This window comes from Spongiibacter tropicus DSM 19543 (genome assembly GCF_000420325.1).
Lineage (GTDB): Bacteria > Pseudomonadota > Gammaproteobacteria > Pseudomonadales > Spongiibacteraceae > Spongiibacter > Spongiibacter tropicus.
The window spans coordinates 90,756-106,757 of sequence record NZ_ATUS01000005.1; the positions used below are offsets into that span (position 1 = coordinate 90,756).

Annotated in this window: 11 protein-coding genes; 9 read left to right on the forward strand and 2 right to left on the reverse strand. The window is 57.9% G+C overall.

Annotated features, from left to right (window positions below; all coding sequences use genetic code 11):
- Positions 1-137: 137 nt before the first annotated feature.
- The 6 genes from G411_RS0116745 (at position 138) to G411_RS0116770 (ending at position 8,229) form a co-directional block, all read left to right on the forward strand.
- Complete coding sequence (locus G411_RS0116745; protein WP_022960364.1) at positions 138-1,445, forward strand: homoserine dehydrogenase; 1,308 nt, start codon at positions 138-140, stop codon at positions 1,443-1,445.
- A 69-nt stretch (positions 1,446-1,514) separates the two neighbouring features.
- Positions 1,515-2,912 (forward strand): threonine synthase, encoded by a 1,398-nt coding sequence (thrC, locus tag G411_RS0116750; protein ID WP_022960365.1) that lies wholly within the window; start codon positions 1,515-1,517, stop codon positions 2,910-2,912.
- A 1-nt stretch (position 2,913) separates the two neighbouring features.
- Entirely contained in the window at positions 2,914-4,656 is a 1,743-nt protein-coding gene (gene recJ, locus G411_RS0116755; RefSeq protein ID WP_022960366.1) for a single-stranded-DNA-specific exonuclease RecJ, read from the forward strand.
- An 89-nt stretch (positions 4,657-4,745) separates the two neighbouring features.
- Positions 4,746-5,844 (forward strand): peptide chain release factor 2 gene (prfB, locus tag G411_RS0116760; RefSeq protein ID WP_157581391.1). Its coding sequence is split into 2 segments (ribosomal slippage): positions 4,746-4,820 and positions 4,822-5,844, totalling 1,098 coding nucleotides; the frame shifts between segments, so codons are not numbered across the junction.
- 69 nt (positions 5,845-5,913) lie between these two features.
- Positions 5,914-7,425 (forward strand): lysine--tRNA ligase, encoded by a 1,512-nt coding sequence (gene lysS / locus G411_RS0116765; RefSeq protein WP_022960368.1) that lies wholly within the window; start codon positions 5,914-5,916, stop codon positions 7,423-7,425.
- A gap of 150 nt (positions 7,426-7,575) precedes the next feature.
- Positions 7,576-8,229, forward strand: coding sequence for a Crp/Fnr family transcriptional regulator (locus G411_RS0116770; RefSeq protein ID WP_022960369.1), 654 nt, complete (start codon positions 7,576-7,578; stop codon positions 8,227-8,229).
- A 141-nt stretch (positions 8,230-8,370) separates the two neighbouring features.
- On the opposite strand, the gene G411_RS0116775 is transcribed toward G411_RS0116770, so the two are convergent.
- Positions 8,371-9,018 carry a response regulator gene (locus G411_RS0116775; RefSeq protein ID WP_022960370.1) on the reverse strand — a complete coding sequence of 216 codons (648 nt, stop codon included), beginning with the start codon at positions 9,016-9,018 and terminating at the stop codon, positions 8,371-8,373.
- A gap of 160 nt (positions 9,019-9,178) precedes the next feature.
- Here G411_RS0116775 and G411_RS0116780 point away from each other — a divergent pair, with 160 nt between their 5' ends.
- A complete protein-coding gene (locus G411_RS0116780) occupies positions 9,179-11,317 on the forward strand; it encodes an ATP-binding protein (RefSeq protein WP_022960371.1) in 2,139 nt (712 codons plus the stop codon).
- A 65-nt stretch (positions 11,318-11,382) separates the two neighbouring features.
- On the opposite strand, the gene xseA is transcribed toward G411_RS0116780, so the two are convergent.
- Positions 11,383-12,738 (reverse strand): exodeoxyribonuclease VII large subunit, encoded by a 1,356-nt coding sequence (gene xseA / locus G411_RS0116785; RefSeq protein ID WP_022960372.1) that lies wholly within the window; start codon positions 12,736-12,738, stop codon positions 11,383-11,385.
- 110 nt (positions 12,739-12,848) lie between these two features.
- Here xseA and guaB point away from each other — a divergent pair, with 110 nt between their 5' ends.
- Both guaB and guaA read left to right on the forward strand, forming a co-directional pair.
- Positions 12,849-14,315, forward strand: coding sequence for an IMP dehydrogenase (gene guaB, locus G411_RS0116790; protein ID WP_022960373.1), 1,467 nt, complete (start codon positions 12,849-12,851; stop codon positions 14,313-14,315).
- A gap of 88 nt (positions 14,316-14,403) precedes the next feature.
- Positions 14,404-15,987: a glutamine-hydrolyzing GMP synthase gene (gene guaA, locus G411_RS0116795; protein WP_022960374.1), complete on the forward strand. Its 1,584-nt coding sequence runs from the start codon at positions 14,404-14,406 to the stop codon at positions 15,985-15,987.
- The last annotated feature ends 15 nt before the right edge of the window (positions 15,988-16,002 follow it).

Sequence of the window (16,002 nt, forward strand, 5' to 3'; positions counted from 1 at the left end):
TCCGGCCCGCGCAGCAGCGCGGGGCCACTTGCGCCATGTTCGGCATGGCGTTTCCCCCCTTTCCTGACATAAAATGGGCGATTGTCACGCGCAGTGCGCTTGGCAGTTGACGTCTTATCCCAACATAAGGAGCAACGGTGAATCCGGTCAAAGTAGGCATATGTGGTCTGGGTACCGTCGGAAGCGGTACGTTTGCAGTGTTAACGCGCAATGCGGCAGAGATTGCTGCCCGCGTGGGTGCCGAGATTGTCGTTGCCGAAATTGGTGCGCGTCGCGACAATCCCAGCTGCAATACCGGCGATGTGGCGATTAACCGCGATATTTTTGCCGTTGCTGAAAATCCTGACATCGACATTCTCGTCGAGCTGATCGGTGGCACGACGGTTGCCAAAGAGCTGGTGCTGAAGGCCATTGCGAATGGCAAACACGTGGTCACCGCCAACAAAGCCCTGATTGCTGAATACGGCAATGAGATTTTCGCGGCTGCTGCAGAGCAGGGCGTGACCGTGGCCTTTGAAGCGGCAGTCGCCGGTGGTATCCCCATCATCAAGGCGCTGCGCGAAGGCTTGGCGGGCAACAAAATTCAGTGGCTGGCCGGCATTATTAACGGCACCGGTAACTTTATTCTGACCGAGATGCGGGAAAAGGGCCGGGACTTTAACGATGTGCTGGCTGAGGCACAGGCGCTGGGTTACGCGGAAGCGGACCCGACCTTCGACGTTGAGGGTATTGATGCCGCTCATAAGCTGGTGATCCTGGCCTCCCTGGCCTTTGGGATTCCACTGCAGTTCGACAAAGTTTACACCGAGGGTATCAGTCGCATTGCGCAGGAAGATGTGACATATGCCGAGCAGCTGGGCTACCGCATCAAGCACCTGGGCATTGCCCGCGATACCGATAACGGCATCGAGCTGCGCGTGCACCCCACACTGATTCCCGAGAAACGCCTGATTGCCAATGTGAACGGTGTGATGAATGCCGTACTGGTTCAGTCTGACGCCGTCGGCCCGACCCTCTACTACGGGGCGGGTGCGGGCAGCGAGCCGACGGCTTCGGCCGTGGTTGCCGACATTGTCGATGTGGCGCGTACCTTGAACGCCGAGCCGGGTCAGCGCGTGCCCTATCTGTCGTTCCAGTCGTCATCGCTGTCCAGCCATCCAGTGCTGCCGATTGATGATGTGGAAACGGCGTACTACCTGCGCATGTCGGCACTGGACAAGCCCGGCGTTCTGTCGCGGGTGGCACAGATTCTCAGTGACGACGGCATCAGCATCGAAGCACTGATTCAGAAAGAGCCCGCCGATGGCGCCAATCTGGTACCGATGATTATCCTTACTAACCGCACGATTGAAGGCAAGCTGTCAGCAGCAGTCAGTCGGATCGAGGGGCTGGAAGGCATCGTTGGCGATGTGACGCGCATCCGCGTCGAATCACTGGCCGGTTAATTCGCGCCGGTCCGGCGACTGGCAGAGCAGGGCGCGGCAGCGCCCCAACGCAATCAATGAGTTAGTAACGTGAAATACATCAGCACCCGCGGCAAAGCGCCCGCCCTGAATTTTGAAGATGTTCTGTTGACTGGTCTGGCGCCGGATGGCGGCCTGTATGTGCCCGAAACCCTGCCGCAATTCAGCCGCGAGCAGATTGCCGCTTGGTCATCTTTATCGTACACCGACTTGGCCTTTGAAATTGTGCAGCCCTTTGTGGCGGGCAGTATTCCCGATGCGGATCTGAAGGCAATCATTGACGACAGCTACCGCGATTTCCGTCACCCGGCTATCGCACCGCTGGTGCAATTGGGCCATAACGAGTGGGTACTGGAGCTGTTCCAGGGGCCAACTCTGGCGTTTAAAGACTTTGCTCTGCAAATGCTGGGTCGCCTGCTGGATTACGTTCTGGAGAAGCGTCAGCAAAAAGTCGTGGTGATGGGCGCAACCTCGGGTGATACCGGCTCGGCAGCCATTCAAGGGGTGAAACGCTGCGAAAACGTGGATATTTTCATTCTTCACCCCTACCAGCGGGTATCGGAAGTTCAGCGCCGTCAGATGACCACTGTGAAAGGCGATAATATCCACAATATCGCCCTGCGCGGTCATTTCGATCACTGTCAGGCAATGGTGAAAGCCAGCTTCGCCGATCAGGGCTTTCTGCCGGAAGGGCGTCAACTGGTGGCGGTGAACTCCATCAACTGGGCACGCATCATGGCCCAGATTGTTTACTACTTCTACGCGGCCTATGCGCTGGGTGCACCGGACCGCAAGGTCAGTTTCTCCGTGCCGACGGGCAACTTCGGCGATATTTACGCGGGCTACCTTGCCAAGCAAATGGGCCTGCCCATTGAGCAGCTCGTGGTCGCTACCAACCGCAACGATATTCTGCATCGCTTTATCAGCAGTAATCAGTTTGAAAAGCACGATTTGCAGCACACATTGTCGCCGAGCATGGATATTGTGGTGTCCAGCAACTTCGAGCGCATGCTGTTTGACTGCTTCGATCGTGACGGCGCCGCCATTGCCGATCTGATGCAGCGTATGAATACTGAAACGACCTCCATTCCTGCCTCGGCTTTCGACCGCGTTCGCGAGCTGTTTGCCAGCGCCAGTGTCGACGACGAGCAGACCGTGGCCACTATTGCCAGTGTCTACGACGAATGCGAGTACCTGCTTGATCCGCATTCGGCAATTGGCGTTAAGGCGGCCAGAGATTGTTGGCGCGATCGCAGCGTACCGATGGTGACACTGGCGACCGCGCATCCGGCGAAATTCCCGGAAGCGGTGATGAAGGCGGGCTACCCGTCGGCACCAGCACTGCCCCACCACATGGCCGACCTGTTCGAGCTGGACGAGCGCTACGAAGTGATCGATAACGATATCGCCAGCGTTCAGGCCTTCATGACGAAGAATATTCACGCCTGAGGTGAGTGGCTTTCCTCGCCTGATCAATCGCACGGCCAGTGCCGATGCGCTGGCCGGACTCCCAGAACTGCCGCCTCTGCTCGCGAGACTCTACGCCAGTAGGGGCTTGTGCACTTCGGCAGAAACACAGCTTGGGCTGGATGCACTGCCTGCGCCGACAATGCTTGGGCTCGACGCGGCGGTGTCTGCTCTGGAAGCCGCCATAGCCTCGCGTCAGCGGCTGCTGATCGTGGGAGACTTTGACTGCGATGGTGCGACCAGTACCAGTCTGGCAATCCTCGGCCTAAAGGCCTTGGGTGCGGCAGAGGTCGATTTTCTGGTCCCCAACCGCTTTGAGTACGGCTATGGCCTCAGCCCGGAAATTGTCGCCGTAGCGGCCGAGCGTCGCCCCGATCTGATTATCACCGTGGACAATGGTATTGCCAGCATCGACGGCGTAGCCGCTGCCGCTAGCCACGGCATTCCCGTTATCGTGACTGACCACCACCTCCCCGGCGATGCCTTGCCTGATGCGTTGGCGATAGTGAACCCCAATCAGCCCGGTTGCCCCTTTCCCGATAAATCGCTGGCAGGTGTCGGGGTGATGTTCTATGTGCTGTTGGCGCTGCGAGCGCGGCTGCGCGACAGCGGTCACTTTGTCGACAGGCAAGCACCCAATCTGGCCGAGTTTCTCGATCTGGTTGCGCTGGGCACCGTGGCTGACGTGGTCCCGCTCAGCCACGCCAACCGCATTCTGGTGGAGCAGGGTTTGCGCCGTATTCGCGCCGGTCGCTGTCGGCCGGGCATCAGCGCTCTGCTCCGAGTGTCCGGGCGAGAGGCGTCACGGCTGGTGGCCAGCGATTTGGGCTTTACCGTTGGCCCGCGCCTGAATGCTGCGGGGCGGTTGGACGATATGAGCATAGGTATTCGCTGCCTGCTGAGCGAGTCCCCCGCTGAGGCGTTGAATCTGGCGGCGGAACTGGATGATCTCAACCGTGAGCGCCGCAGTATTGAGCAAAGCATGAAAGACGATGCCATGCGGGCACTGTCGCACTTGCAGCTCGATGCCAGCCGCGTGCCCGCAGGGTTGTGCCTGTACGATCCTACCTGGCATCAGGGAGTGGTGGGTATTCTGGCCTCGCGGATTAAAGAGCAGTTTCACCGGCCAGTGATCGCCTTTGCGGAGGTGGATGACGGCGAAATCAAAGGCTCGGCGCGCTCCATTCCGGGACTGCATATGCGCGATACCCTGGATTTGGTTGCCAAGCGGCACCCCAAACTGTTGAGCAAATTCGGCGGTCACGCCATGGCGGCGGGCTTGAGTCTGGCGAAGGCCGATTTCGACGACTTTAAAGAAGCGTTTGTGGATGCCGTGGCCGAGCAGCTCAGCGAAGAGCAGCTCGAAGCGGTGGTGCACAGCGATGGAGAGCTCAGCCCCGCGGAGTTATCGCTGGACAATGCGGAACTGCTGCGCAACGCCGGGCCCTGGGGGCAGGCCTTTCCGGCGCCTCTGTTTCATGGGCGCTTTAGCCTGCAACAGCAGCGCATTGTCGGTGAGCGGCACTTGAAGATGACCTTGGCGCCGCTGGATCAGCCTCAGGCGATTATCGATGCGATTGCTTTTAATGTGGATACAGCGCAGTGGCCTGACCCCGCAGTCAGGGAGGTGGAGCTGGTTTACAAGCTGGACAGTAACCTCTGGCGGGATCGCCTCTCGCTGCAACTGCTGGTGGAGCATTTGCGACCCGTCGCCGCCGCTCGCTGACTCTCGGGACAAGGAGAGTCGCCAGCTTTCCGCCGCTGCCCGCATCAGGTAAAATACGCGCCTTTTCCACGCTGGCCCGGAAACCTTACATGTTAGAAATCAACGCCCTGCGCAATGCCCTCAAAGACATGACTGAGCGTACCGATACGCTTAGGGGGTATCTTTGACTACGCTAACAAGAAAGAGCGCCTGACTGAGGTCGAGCTGGAACTGGGTGATTCCGCCGTATGGGATGACCCCGCGCGGGCGCAGGAGCTGGGCCGCGAGCGCGCCAGCCTGGAAGCCGTGGTGGCCACCATCGACGAGATGGATGCCGGGTTGAACGATGCCGGCGAGCTGCTGGATATGGCCGCCGAGGAGAACGACGAAGATACTATCGAAGCCGTGCAGGGCGATATCGAGCGAATGGAAGCCTCGCTGGCTAAACTCGAATTCCGCCGCATGTTCTCCGGTGAAATGGATGCCAACAACTGCTACCTGGATATTCAGTCTGGCTCTGGCGGGACCGAGGCGCAGGACTGGGCCAATATGGTGCTGCGCATGTACCTGCGCTGGGCGGAGGCCAAAGGCTTCAAGGCCGATCTGGTGGAAGCGTCGGCAGGGGAAGTCGCCGGGCTCAAAAGTGCCACGATTCATATTCAAGGCGAATATGCGTTTGGCTGGCTGAGAACGGAAACCGGGGTGCATCGACTGGTGCGCAAATCGCCCTTCGATTCGGGCAATCGCCGTCATACCTCGTTTTGCTCAGTGTTTGTGTCACCGGAGATTGATGACAATATCGAGATTGAAATCGATCCTTCCGATGTCCGCACCGACACCTATCGGGCCAGTGGCGCCGGTGGTCAGCACGTTAACAAAACCGATTCGGCGGTGCGTTTGACGCACACCCCGAGCAATACTGTCGTGCAGTGTCAGAGCGAGCGCTCCCAGCATCAAAACCGCGATAAAGCGTGGAAAATGCTGAAGGCCAAGCTTTACGAGCTAGAGCTGCAAAAGCGCAACAGCGAGGCGCAGGCACTAGAAGACAGCAAGTCCGATATCGGTTGGGGAAGCCAGATTCGTTCCTACGTGTTGGACGACCAGCGTATCAAGGATCTGCGGACCAATGTGCAGACCAGCAACTGCAACAATGTGCTCGACGGCGATCTCGATATGTTTATCGAAGCCAGCCTGAAGTCGGGTCTGTAATCGCAATACATCGGCGCGAGCCGAATTTTACCGGGCGTCCTTACGGCGCCCAGCCAACAGGATTATTCCATGTCTGAACAGCATAATGCCCCCGAGTCTGGCCACGAGGCCACGCAGGAAGAGAATCGCCTGATCGCCGAGCGCCGCGCCAAACTGGCGGCGATTCGCGAAAAGCGCAATGCCTTCCCCAACGACTTCCGCCGCGATGCCTGCGCGCAGGAATTGCAGGAGGAGCTGGGCGACAAGGATAAGGAGACCTTGGAGCAGCTCGACCGTCGCGCCAGTGTGGCGGGCCGCATTATGGCCAAGCGCGGGCCGTTTATGGTGCTGCAGGATATGTCTGGCCGCATTCAGACCTATATCGACAAGAAGAAGCTGCCAGCCGAGCTGATGGATGACATTAAGGCTTGGGATATTGGCGATATTATTTTCGCTACCGGGCCGGTGCACAAATCTGGTAAGGGCGACCTGTATGTGTATATGGAAGAGGGCGGCTTGCTGACCAAATCATTGCGCCCGCTGCCGGATAAATTCCATGGTCTGCAGGATCAGGAATTACGCTATCGCCAGCGCTATGTCGATCTGATTATGAACGAGCAGTCGCGTCGCACCTTTGCCATTCGCTCGAAAATGATCAGCTCGATCCGCAACTTCCTGCAGCAGCGTGATTTTGTGGAAGTGGAAACGCCAATGATGCAGGTCATCCCCGGCGGTGCTTCTGCGCGCCCCTTCGTGACGCACCACAATGCACTGGATCTGGATATGTACCTGCGCATTGCGCCGGAGCTGTATCTGAAGCGACTGGTGGTGGGCGGCTTTGAACGCGTGTTTGAGATCAACCGCAACTTCCGCAACGAGGGCTTGTCGACGCGTCACAACCCCGAGTTCACCATGATCGAATTCTACCAGGCCTACGCCGATTACAAGGATTTGATGGACCTGACCGAGGCCATGTTGCGCCACGTAGCACAGGAAGTGCTGGGTACCACCACTTTGAATTACCAGGGCAGTGAGTACGACTTCGGCAAAGCCTTCACCCGCCTGTCGGTGTTTGATTCGGTATTGCAGTACAACCCCGATATCAGCGCTGAGCAGCTGTCGGATATTGCGCAGGCCACGGCAATTGCCAAGGGGCTGGGGATCGATGTGAAAGATTCTTGGGGACTGGGCAAGATCCAGATTGAAATCTTTGAAGAGACGGTTGAGCACAAGCTGGATCAGCCAACCTTCATTACCGAGTATCCCACCGAGGTGTCACCGTTGGCGCGCCGCAGCGACGATAACCCCTTTGTTACGGATCGCTTTGAGTTCTTTGTGGGAGGCCGTGAGCTGGCGAATGGCTTCTCGGAGCTTAACGATCCCGAAGATCAGGCCGAGCGCTTTATGGCACAAGTCGCCGAGAAAGACGCGGGCGACGATGAGGCAATGCACTACGACGCTGATTACATCGCAGCGCTGGAGTACGGCCTGCCGCCCACAGCGGGCGAGGGCATTGGCATCGACCGTCTGGTGATGCTGTTCACTGACTCGCCGTCTATTCGTGACGTGTTGCTGTTCCCACATATGCGTCCCGAAGGCTGATTTGCTTCCTTTCTGACGCCAGCCGCCCGGCTGGCGTCACATTCAATCTAACATGCGATCTTGCTCTCACGCTGATAAGTCGAGGCTAGACAGCAACTTGCGCAGCTATGCTATAGTCCCTCGATAAAAAATCCGCAGGGAGTAATAGTCATGAGTATTGAAAACGTAGACCTGTTTGATGGTCTGAGTCCCGAGGAGCTGCAATTGCTCCGGGATACCAGCATCGTGCGGGAATACGCGAAAAATACCGTGCTGATTCACGAGGGTGATGTCGCGGACTCACTTTATGTCGTGGATAGCGGTCGCGTAAAAGTGTATTGCAGTGACAAAAACGGCAAGGATTTTGTACTCAATATTCTCGAAACTGGCGATTATTTCGGTGAGCTGGCCTTGTTGGACGACGATCGGCGCTCGGCTTCGGTCCGGGCAATGGACGCGACCAAGGTGCGCATTATCTATAAGGAAGACTTTAAAGCCATCCTGGATATGCACCCGAATATCACCCGTATCCTCAACAAAAATCTCACCCGTCGCATTCGCCAACTCACCAATGATGTGAAAAGTCTGGCGCTGCAAGATGTCTATGGCCGCGTTGTCAAAGTGCTCACCGGGCTGGCTGAGCCAGAGGGTGACAGTGGCGCAATGAAAATTCACGAGAAGCTGACCCAGCAGGAAATCGCTGATCGTGTGGGTTCATCCCGTGAAATGGTGGCGAGAATTCTCAAAGATCTGACGATTGGTGATTACATCGAGGTGGAAGGCCGCCACATCATCATCAAGAAGAAGCTGCCGGAGAGCTACTAGCTTGCCAGTGCCTGACTGAGATACTTCTGGACTAAGATAGGCGCCAATGCCTGCCATTGCGGCTGGCCACAGATCTATGAAAACGCCCCCGTAAATACGGGGGCGTTTTCATAGTGGCGCACAAATAATATAGCGAAGGGATTAATGTGAGCGAGGGCTGACCAGCCCAAGGTCGATCGCTTTGAGCGTTGCTTCTGCCCGCGAATTCACTTGAAGCTTGCGGTAAATGTCCTTGAGGTAGTCAGCCACGGTGTGGTGACTCAGGTGCAGTGACTCGGCGGCATTGCGAACGCTGTAGCCGTGGGCGATCAGCGTCAGCACTTCGGCCTCCCGCGCCGTGAGCGAGTGTTCAATCAGCGGTTGCGGGCGGAAAAACGCCAGCATACGACGGGCAATGCTGGGAGACAGCGGCGGCTGTCCTGCCAGAATGCCCATCAATCGTTGACTGAATACCTCGGCGGTTTCGTCCTTGAGCAGGTAGCCTTCCGCACCCGCTTTTAATGCCGCAAACAGGTGCTCAGAGTCATCGAAAATGGTGGTCATCACGCAGCTGCATTGGGGGTTTTTGGCAAGAATTTCGCTTATCAGCGCTACACCCGAGCCATCGGGAAGGCCAATGTCCAGTAGAGCGAGTTGGGTTGGCCAGGTAGGAAGCAATTCGCGCGCATTGGCCAGGCTGTCAGCCCGGCGGATGCTGGCACCGGGAAAACAGTGATCGGCAATACCGGCAAGCCAGTCGGAGACATCTGGCAGGTCTTCAACAATCAGGATGTGCGTTATAGCGCTCACTGGCGTATTCCAAATAATGGTGTGTGAATGACTATCAGGCTGGATACTATCGCTAATTCGTTATTATGACGCATCCCCTCGTTTGTGGGGACAAGGATGATGCCGCGCCTGTAGGTGTATTGCACATTGTGTTCAGCTTTGAAGAAGAGAAGTAAAAGGGATGAACTTACATGCTCGCTTGGCTGTGGCACTCACGCTGCTGCTGTTCAGCATACTTGCCAGCTTGTTGCTGGCATTACATCTGCCTCAGCCTCGGGGGCAGTTCAGTCTGGACGGGGAGCAGATCATTTACTCGGCGCCGACCGGTCAGCGCCACACAGTGGCTGCGCTGAAGGCTGGTGAGCAGCAATTGCCTGCCAATCCTCTGTGGCTGATTGCGGAACCCGACGTCCTTGAGAGTTTTGAGGAATTTAACGGCCTGATGGATCAGCAGCGCCTCATATCGGCAGCGGCACAGCGCGGTGATCTGGTATTGATCAACGGTTCAGGTGAGCAACTCGCGGTGCCATTCCGCCAACGGCAACTCGGCGATCTCCACTGGTTATTCTGGTTTCAGATTGGCGTTGGCAGCGCCATTTTGATTATCGGCGGGATGGTCTGGTCGGCCAAGCCGGGCAAGGCGACCACACTGTATGCCGCGAGCGGGCTGTTCCTGGCTGTTGCGACCAATACAGCCGCTGTGTACAGCACGCGATCGATGTTTATTGATGGCGATATTTTTCGCTTTCTCTCTGACTTCAACAGCTGTGGTGCCTTGCTGTTTTCTTCTTCATTCAGCGCCTTGCTTTGGCATTACCCGCAGCAGTTGGGGCGCTTTCCCGTTGCACCTCTGAGCTTTATTGCCGGGTTTGCCTCATGTGCGGTGGTCATTTTTCAATGGGAGCCTGCGCCCAATTTTTATTATTTCCTGGTTTTGGGTATCTACGCCGTGGGCTTTATTTTTGCGGCCCTGCAATGGCGTTTTACCCGCGACAAGCCGTTGGAGCGGGCGGCACTGCTCTGGTTTTTGATTGCCATTTTTACCGGTACGGGGGGCTTTGCCAGCCTACAACTCGTTCCTGCTGCATTGGGGCTGGAGTTACTGGTGCCACAGGAAATTCTGTTTGCGGTATTTCTGTTGATGTACGCCGGGGTTGCGCTGGGGTTAATCCGCTATCGGCTGTTTGATCTGGAGCGCTGGTGGTTTGCTCTGTGGGGCTGGTTGCTGGGCGGAGCCGCGGTGATTGCGGTCGATCTCGCGCTGGTGTCGCTGCCGGCCATGGGACAGACCCTGGCGCTGTCATTGTCGCTGGCGATGGTCGGCTGGCTGTATTTCCCAGTAAGGCAATGGTTCTGGAAGCGCTTTGTGCGCGTGCCGGAACGGAATCTGGAGCGTATTCTCCAGCAGAGTATTCCGCGCTTTACCGCGATTCGCAGCGTGACAGAGCTGCGCAGTCTGTGGCTTGAGTTGCTTCAGGAGGTCTTTCAGCCGCTGCGCAGTCAACCCTGTGTCGGTGTTCAGCAAGTGCAGTTGCTGGATGGAGGGCAGGCCATGAACATCCCCGATGTGTTGGGCGAGGGAAACGGTATGCAGCTTCAGTTAGCTGACCGGGGGCGGCGACTTTTCAGTCGCGATGATTTGGCATTGGTCACCTTGCTGCAGGGCCAGTTTGAGATCGCTCAGAACAGTTTGCGGGCCAGTGAGCGCGGGCGGGTGGCGGAGCGGGAGCGAATTCGCCGGGATATTCACGACGATCTTGGCGCGCGCCTGCTTACCTTGTTGCATCGCAGTAATGAAGGTGAGCGACCGCTGGTGCGTGAGGCAATCAAGGATTTGCGCAGCTTGCTGGAGGCGCTGGACACCGAAGCGCGGCCGCTGGAGGTGCTGTTCGCCTCTTGGCGTATGGAGCTGGAAGAACGTTGCCACACAGCGGGCGTGCCTCTGCAATGGCAGCAGCCGGAACGTGTTCCCGCGCTAATGGTGAGCCCCGAGTCGCAGCAACAGTGCCAACGCGTTCTTCGCGAGGCCGTATCCAACGCCTTGCGTCATGCCAAGCCCAGCGCGGTGAGCGTTGACATTGAACATCAGGGAGATGCGCTGCGCATAGTTATCGAGAACGACGGTGTGCCCGATAGTCCGGTTCAACACGGGCGGGGAACCGCGATCATGCAGCAGCGAGCCGACGAGCTGGGCGCGCTGCTCGAGCGCGATCATCAGGGGCCGTGCTGGCGGGTAAGCCTAAGTCTGTCTCTATCGCTGCTGGATGCCAGTGAGCCCCCGGAATCCGGGGGTACGGAGCCTGCGCCGGTGCCGCTATAGTGCTCGTCAGGCGGGCTCAGGATGAGGGGTGGTGAGAGTCGCCCTCACAGGGATGTGCCGCTCCGTTACGGCTCGCGTATATCATCAACGTGCACCACGGCACTGCCGTGGGCAAACCGTGCCTGCAATGACTCGCCTTTCTGCAAGGTGTCGACATTGCGAACCGCCTTTCCCTGTTCGTTCAGCACAATGGCATAACCGCGATTTAAGGTCTGCTCGGGTCCGAGACTGCGCAACTGTGTTTGCAGTGCGGTCAGTCGCTGACGGTGTTGGCGGAGCTGGATCAGCAGGACACTTTGCAGTCGTCGCTGCCATTCCTGCACCGTTTGCTGACGAGCCAGCAGTTGGCGCTGAGGATTAAGCAGTGCCAATTGTCGTTGCCGTGCCTCAAGTTGCGCACCGCGCTGGCGTTGCCCGACCAGCCACTGACGACGCAGGCGAAGCTCAAGTTCATCAAGACGTTGGGCCTGCTCACGCAAACGACTGCGGGGATCGCGGATACGTCCTTGCAGCGTTTGCACTTGTTCGCCAAGCTGCCGCAAACGGCGGCTGAGAGCCTGTTGCAGTCGTCCGCGCAGTAATTGCAGGCGGGAATTCAGCTCGGCTTGATCAGGGCTGAGCATTTCCGCCGCGGCCGACGGCGTCGGGGCACGTTGATCGGCGACAAAGTCGGCAATGCTGAAATCCACCTCGTGGCCAACCGCGCTGACCACGGGCAGGGCGGAATCGAACACGGCCTGAGCCACCACACGTTCATTGAATGGCCACAGGTCTTCCAGTGAGCCGCCGCCGCGGCTCAGCAGTACCACATCGAAGTCCTGCCGACCCTCACTCGCCAGACGGTTGGCCTGATACAGGGCGCGGGCGATCTGTCCGGCGGCCTGTTCGCCTTGCACCAGCACTGGCAGCAGCGTGATGTTGATTGCCGGCCAGCGTCGCTGGAGTACGGCGAGGATATCCTGCAATGCGGCGCCAGTGGGCGATGTGATCAGCGCGATATGTTTTACCGGTGAGGGCAGGGGGCGCTTGCGCTCCGGGTCAAACCAGCCCGCCGCCTGCAGCTCGGCCTTCAGGGCTTCGAAAGCGGCGGCCAGCGCACCGGCCCCGGCAGGCTGCATGCTGTCGACGATCAGTTGGTAGTCACCGCGCCCCTCGTAGAGGCTGACTTTGCCACGTACCAGCACCTGCTGCCCCGGCTGTGGCTGAAAATTGACGCGCATATTGCGGTTGCGAAAGAAGGCACAGCGAATCTGCGCGCGATCGTCTTTCAGCGTGAAGTACCAGTGGCCGGAGCTGGGCCGGGAGAGGGTGGATAACTCGCCGCTGACGCTGACCTGGCTGAAGCAATCTTCGAGGAGTTGCTTGGCAAGGCGGTTGAGTTGGCTGACGCTGAGCTGCTGTGGCGATTCTTGTGTAGTCATCGCGCAATCATACCAAGATATAGCGCTTTTGCCCGCCATAATTGGTTTACTCGGCGCGCCGCATCACTTAAAATTGCGAGGATTCTAGCCACCGGCATTGGAATCATTCTATGTTACGTATCTCCCAAGAAGCACTCACCTTTGACGATGTTCTGCTTCTTCCCGGCTACTCTGAAGTTACCGCGAAAGATGTCAGCCTGCGGACCAAGCTCACCCGCAATATCACCCTGAATATTCCCCTGTTGTCAGCGGCGATGGATACAGTCACTGAAAGCGGTTTGGCGATTGCGCTGGCGCAGGAAGGCGGCATCGGCATCATCCATAAAAGCATGACCATTGAGCAGCAGGCCTATGAAGTGCGTGCGGTGAAAAAGCATGAAAGTGGTGTGGTGAAAGACCCGATCACCATTGACGCCAGCGCGCCGATCAGCGAACTGTTTGAACTGCGTCGTCGCCACAAGATTTCCGGCGTACCGGTACTGAATAACGGCGATCTGGTGGGCATCGTCACCAGCCGCGACGTGCTCTTTCAGGAGCAGATGGATGTGCCTGTTTCCACCATCATGACTCCCAAGGAAAAACTGGTTACCGTCAACGAAAACGACGATATGTCGGTGGCCCGCGAACTGCTGCACAAGCACCGTATCGAGAAAGTGCTGGTCGTTAACGACGACTTCAAACTGACCGGCATGATCACCGTTAAGGATATGAACAACGCCCAGACCTACCCGCTGGCCTGCAAAGACAGCTCCGGTCAGTTGCGTGTTGGCGCCTCGGTGGGCACCAGTGCTGATACTGATGATCGCGTCGCGGCGCTGGTTGCCGCCGGTGTAGACGTGCTGGTGGTGGATACTGCCCACGGCCACTCCAGAAACGTACTGGAGCGCGTGAAGTGGATTAAAAAGCACTACCCGCAAGTCGATGTGATTGGCGGCAATATCGCTACCGGCGAAGCCGCACTGGCGCTGCTGGAAGCCGGTGCCGACGCGGTCAAAGTGGGCATTGGCCCCGGCTCGATTTGTACCACCCGCATCGTGACCGGTATCGGCGTGCCGCAAATCAGTGCCATAGCCAATGTGGCGGCCGCGCTGAAAGACAGCGGACTGCCGCTGATCGCTGACGGCGGTATCCGCTTCAGTGGTGATCTGTCCAAGGCGGTGGCTGCTGGCGCCCACGCGGTGATGATGGGCTCTATGTTTGCCGGTACTGAAGAAGCGCCGGGTGAGGTCGAGCTGTATCAAGGGCGTACCTACAAGTCCTACCGCGGTATGGGCTCGCTGGGCGCCATGACCAAAACGCAGGGCTCCAGTGACCGCTACTTCCAGAGCGCGGAAGACGGTGCGGAGAAACTGGTACCGGAAGGTATTGAAGGACGTGTCCCTTACAAAGGGCCGCTGGCGGCCATCGTTCATCAATTGATGGGCGGTCTGCGCAGCGCCATGGGCTACACCGGCAGCGTGGATGTCGACACCATGCGCAGCAAGCCGCAGTTTGTGCGAGTGACCGCTGCCGGTATGAGTGAAAGCCACGTGCACGACGTGAGCATCACCAAGGAAGCGCCTAACTACCCAACCTGATTTTTCCAAGCACAGGGCGTCGGCAGCGACGCCCTGTTTGCTTAAGGGCTGACCTGCTCAGCGCCCACCCTTCACTAGAGAGAACACTGTGTCCACACCCGATATTCACGCCCACCGCCTGCTTATTCTCGACTTTGGCTCGCAATACACTCAGCTCATCGCCCGTCGCATTCGCGAAATTGGCGTGTACTGTGAAATTCGCGCCTTTGACATCAGTGATGCCGATATCGACGAGTTCAACCCCTCGGGCGTCATCCTGGCGGGTGGCCCGGAGTCGGTGACGCAGGCCGGTTCGCCCCGCGCACCAGAAAAAATCTTCGCGCTGGGTATTCCGGTACTGGGCATCTGCTACGGTATGCAAACCATGGCCGAGCAAATGGGCGGCAAGGTAGAAGGTTCGCCGGTGCACGAGTTTGGCTATGCGCAGATTCGTCTCGAAGCGGCCAGTGAACTGACAGCGGATGTGGCCGACCACATCGACAGTGACAGTGGCAAAGCGCTGCTGGATGTATGGATGAGCCACGGCGACAAAGTGGTCAAACTGCCCGAAGGTTTTGAGGTGCTCGCGTCAACACCGTCTTGCCCGATTGCCGCCATGCAGTGCGAAGCCAAGCGTTTTTACGGCGTGCAGTTTCATCCGGAAGTGACTCACACTCTGCAGGGCAAGCGGCTGTTTGAACACTTCGTGCACAAGCTCTGTGGCTGCGAAGCGCTGTGGACTCCGGCCAATATTATTCAGGACGCGGTAGAGCGTGTTCGCGAGCAGGTCGGTTCACAGAAAGTGCTGTTGGGCCTGTCCGGCGGTGTCGACAGCTCGGTCGTGGCGGCGCTGCTGCACAAGGCCATCGGCGATCAGCTCACCTGTGTATTTGTCGATAATGGCCTGCTGCGCAAGAACGAAGGCGATCAGGTCATGGACATGTTTGCCAAAAATATGGGTGTGAAAGTGATTCGCGCTGATGCGGAGGAGATCTTCCTGTCGAAGCTCGAAGGCGAAGCTGACCCAGAGAAAAAGCGCAAAATTATCGGCAATACCTTCATTGAAATTTTCGATGAAGAAGCCACCAAGCTGAAAGACGTGCCTTTCCTGGCGCAGGGTACGATCTATCCCGATGTCATCGAGTCGGCGGCCGCAAAAACCGGCAAAGCCCACGTGATTAAATCGCACCACAACGTTGGTGGCCTGCCTGACGACATGGCTATGGAGCTGGTCGAGCCACTGCGCGAACTGTTCAAAGACGAAGTGCGCAGAATCGGTCTGGAATTGGGCCTGCCCTACGACATGGTCTACCGTCACCCCTTCCCGGGGCCGGGCTTGGGCGTGCGCATTCTCGGCGAAGTGAAAAAAGAATATGCCGATATTCTTCGCGAGGCCGATGCCATCTTTATCGAAGAACTGCACAACGCCGACTGGTACCACAAAACCAGCCAGGCCTTTGCGGTCTTCATTCCCCAGAAATCCGTGGGGGTTGTCGGTGATGCCCGCCGCTACGAATGGGTCATCGCCCTGCGTGCGGTGGAAACCATCGACTTCATGACTGCCCGCTGGGCACACCTTCCCTACGAACTTCTGGAAACGGTCTCTAACCGGATTATCAACGAGATCACCCACGTCTCTCGGGTTACCTACGACGTCTCCAGTAAGCCGCCTGCGACGATTGAGTGGGAATGATCCCGCGTCTGGCAC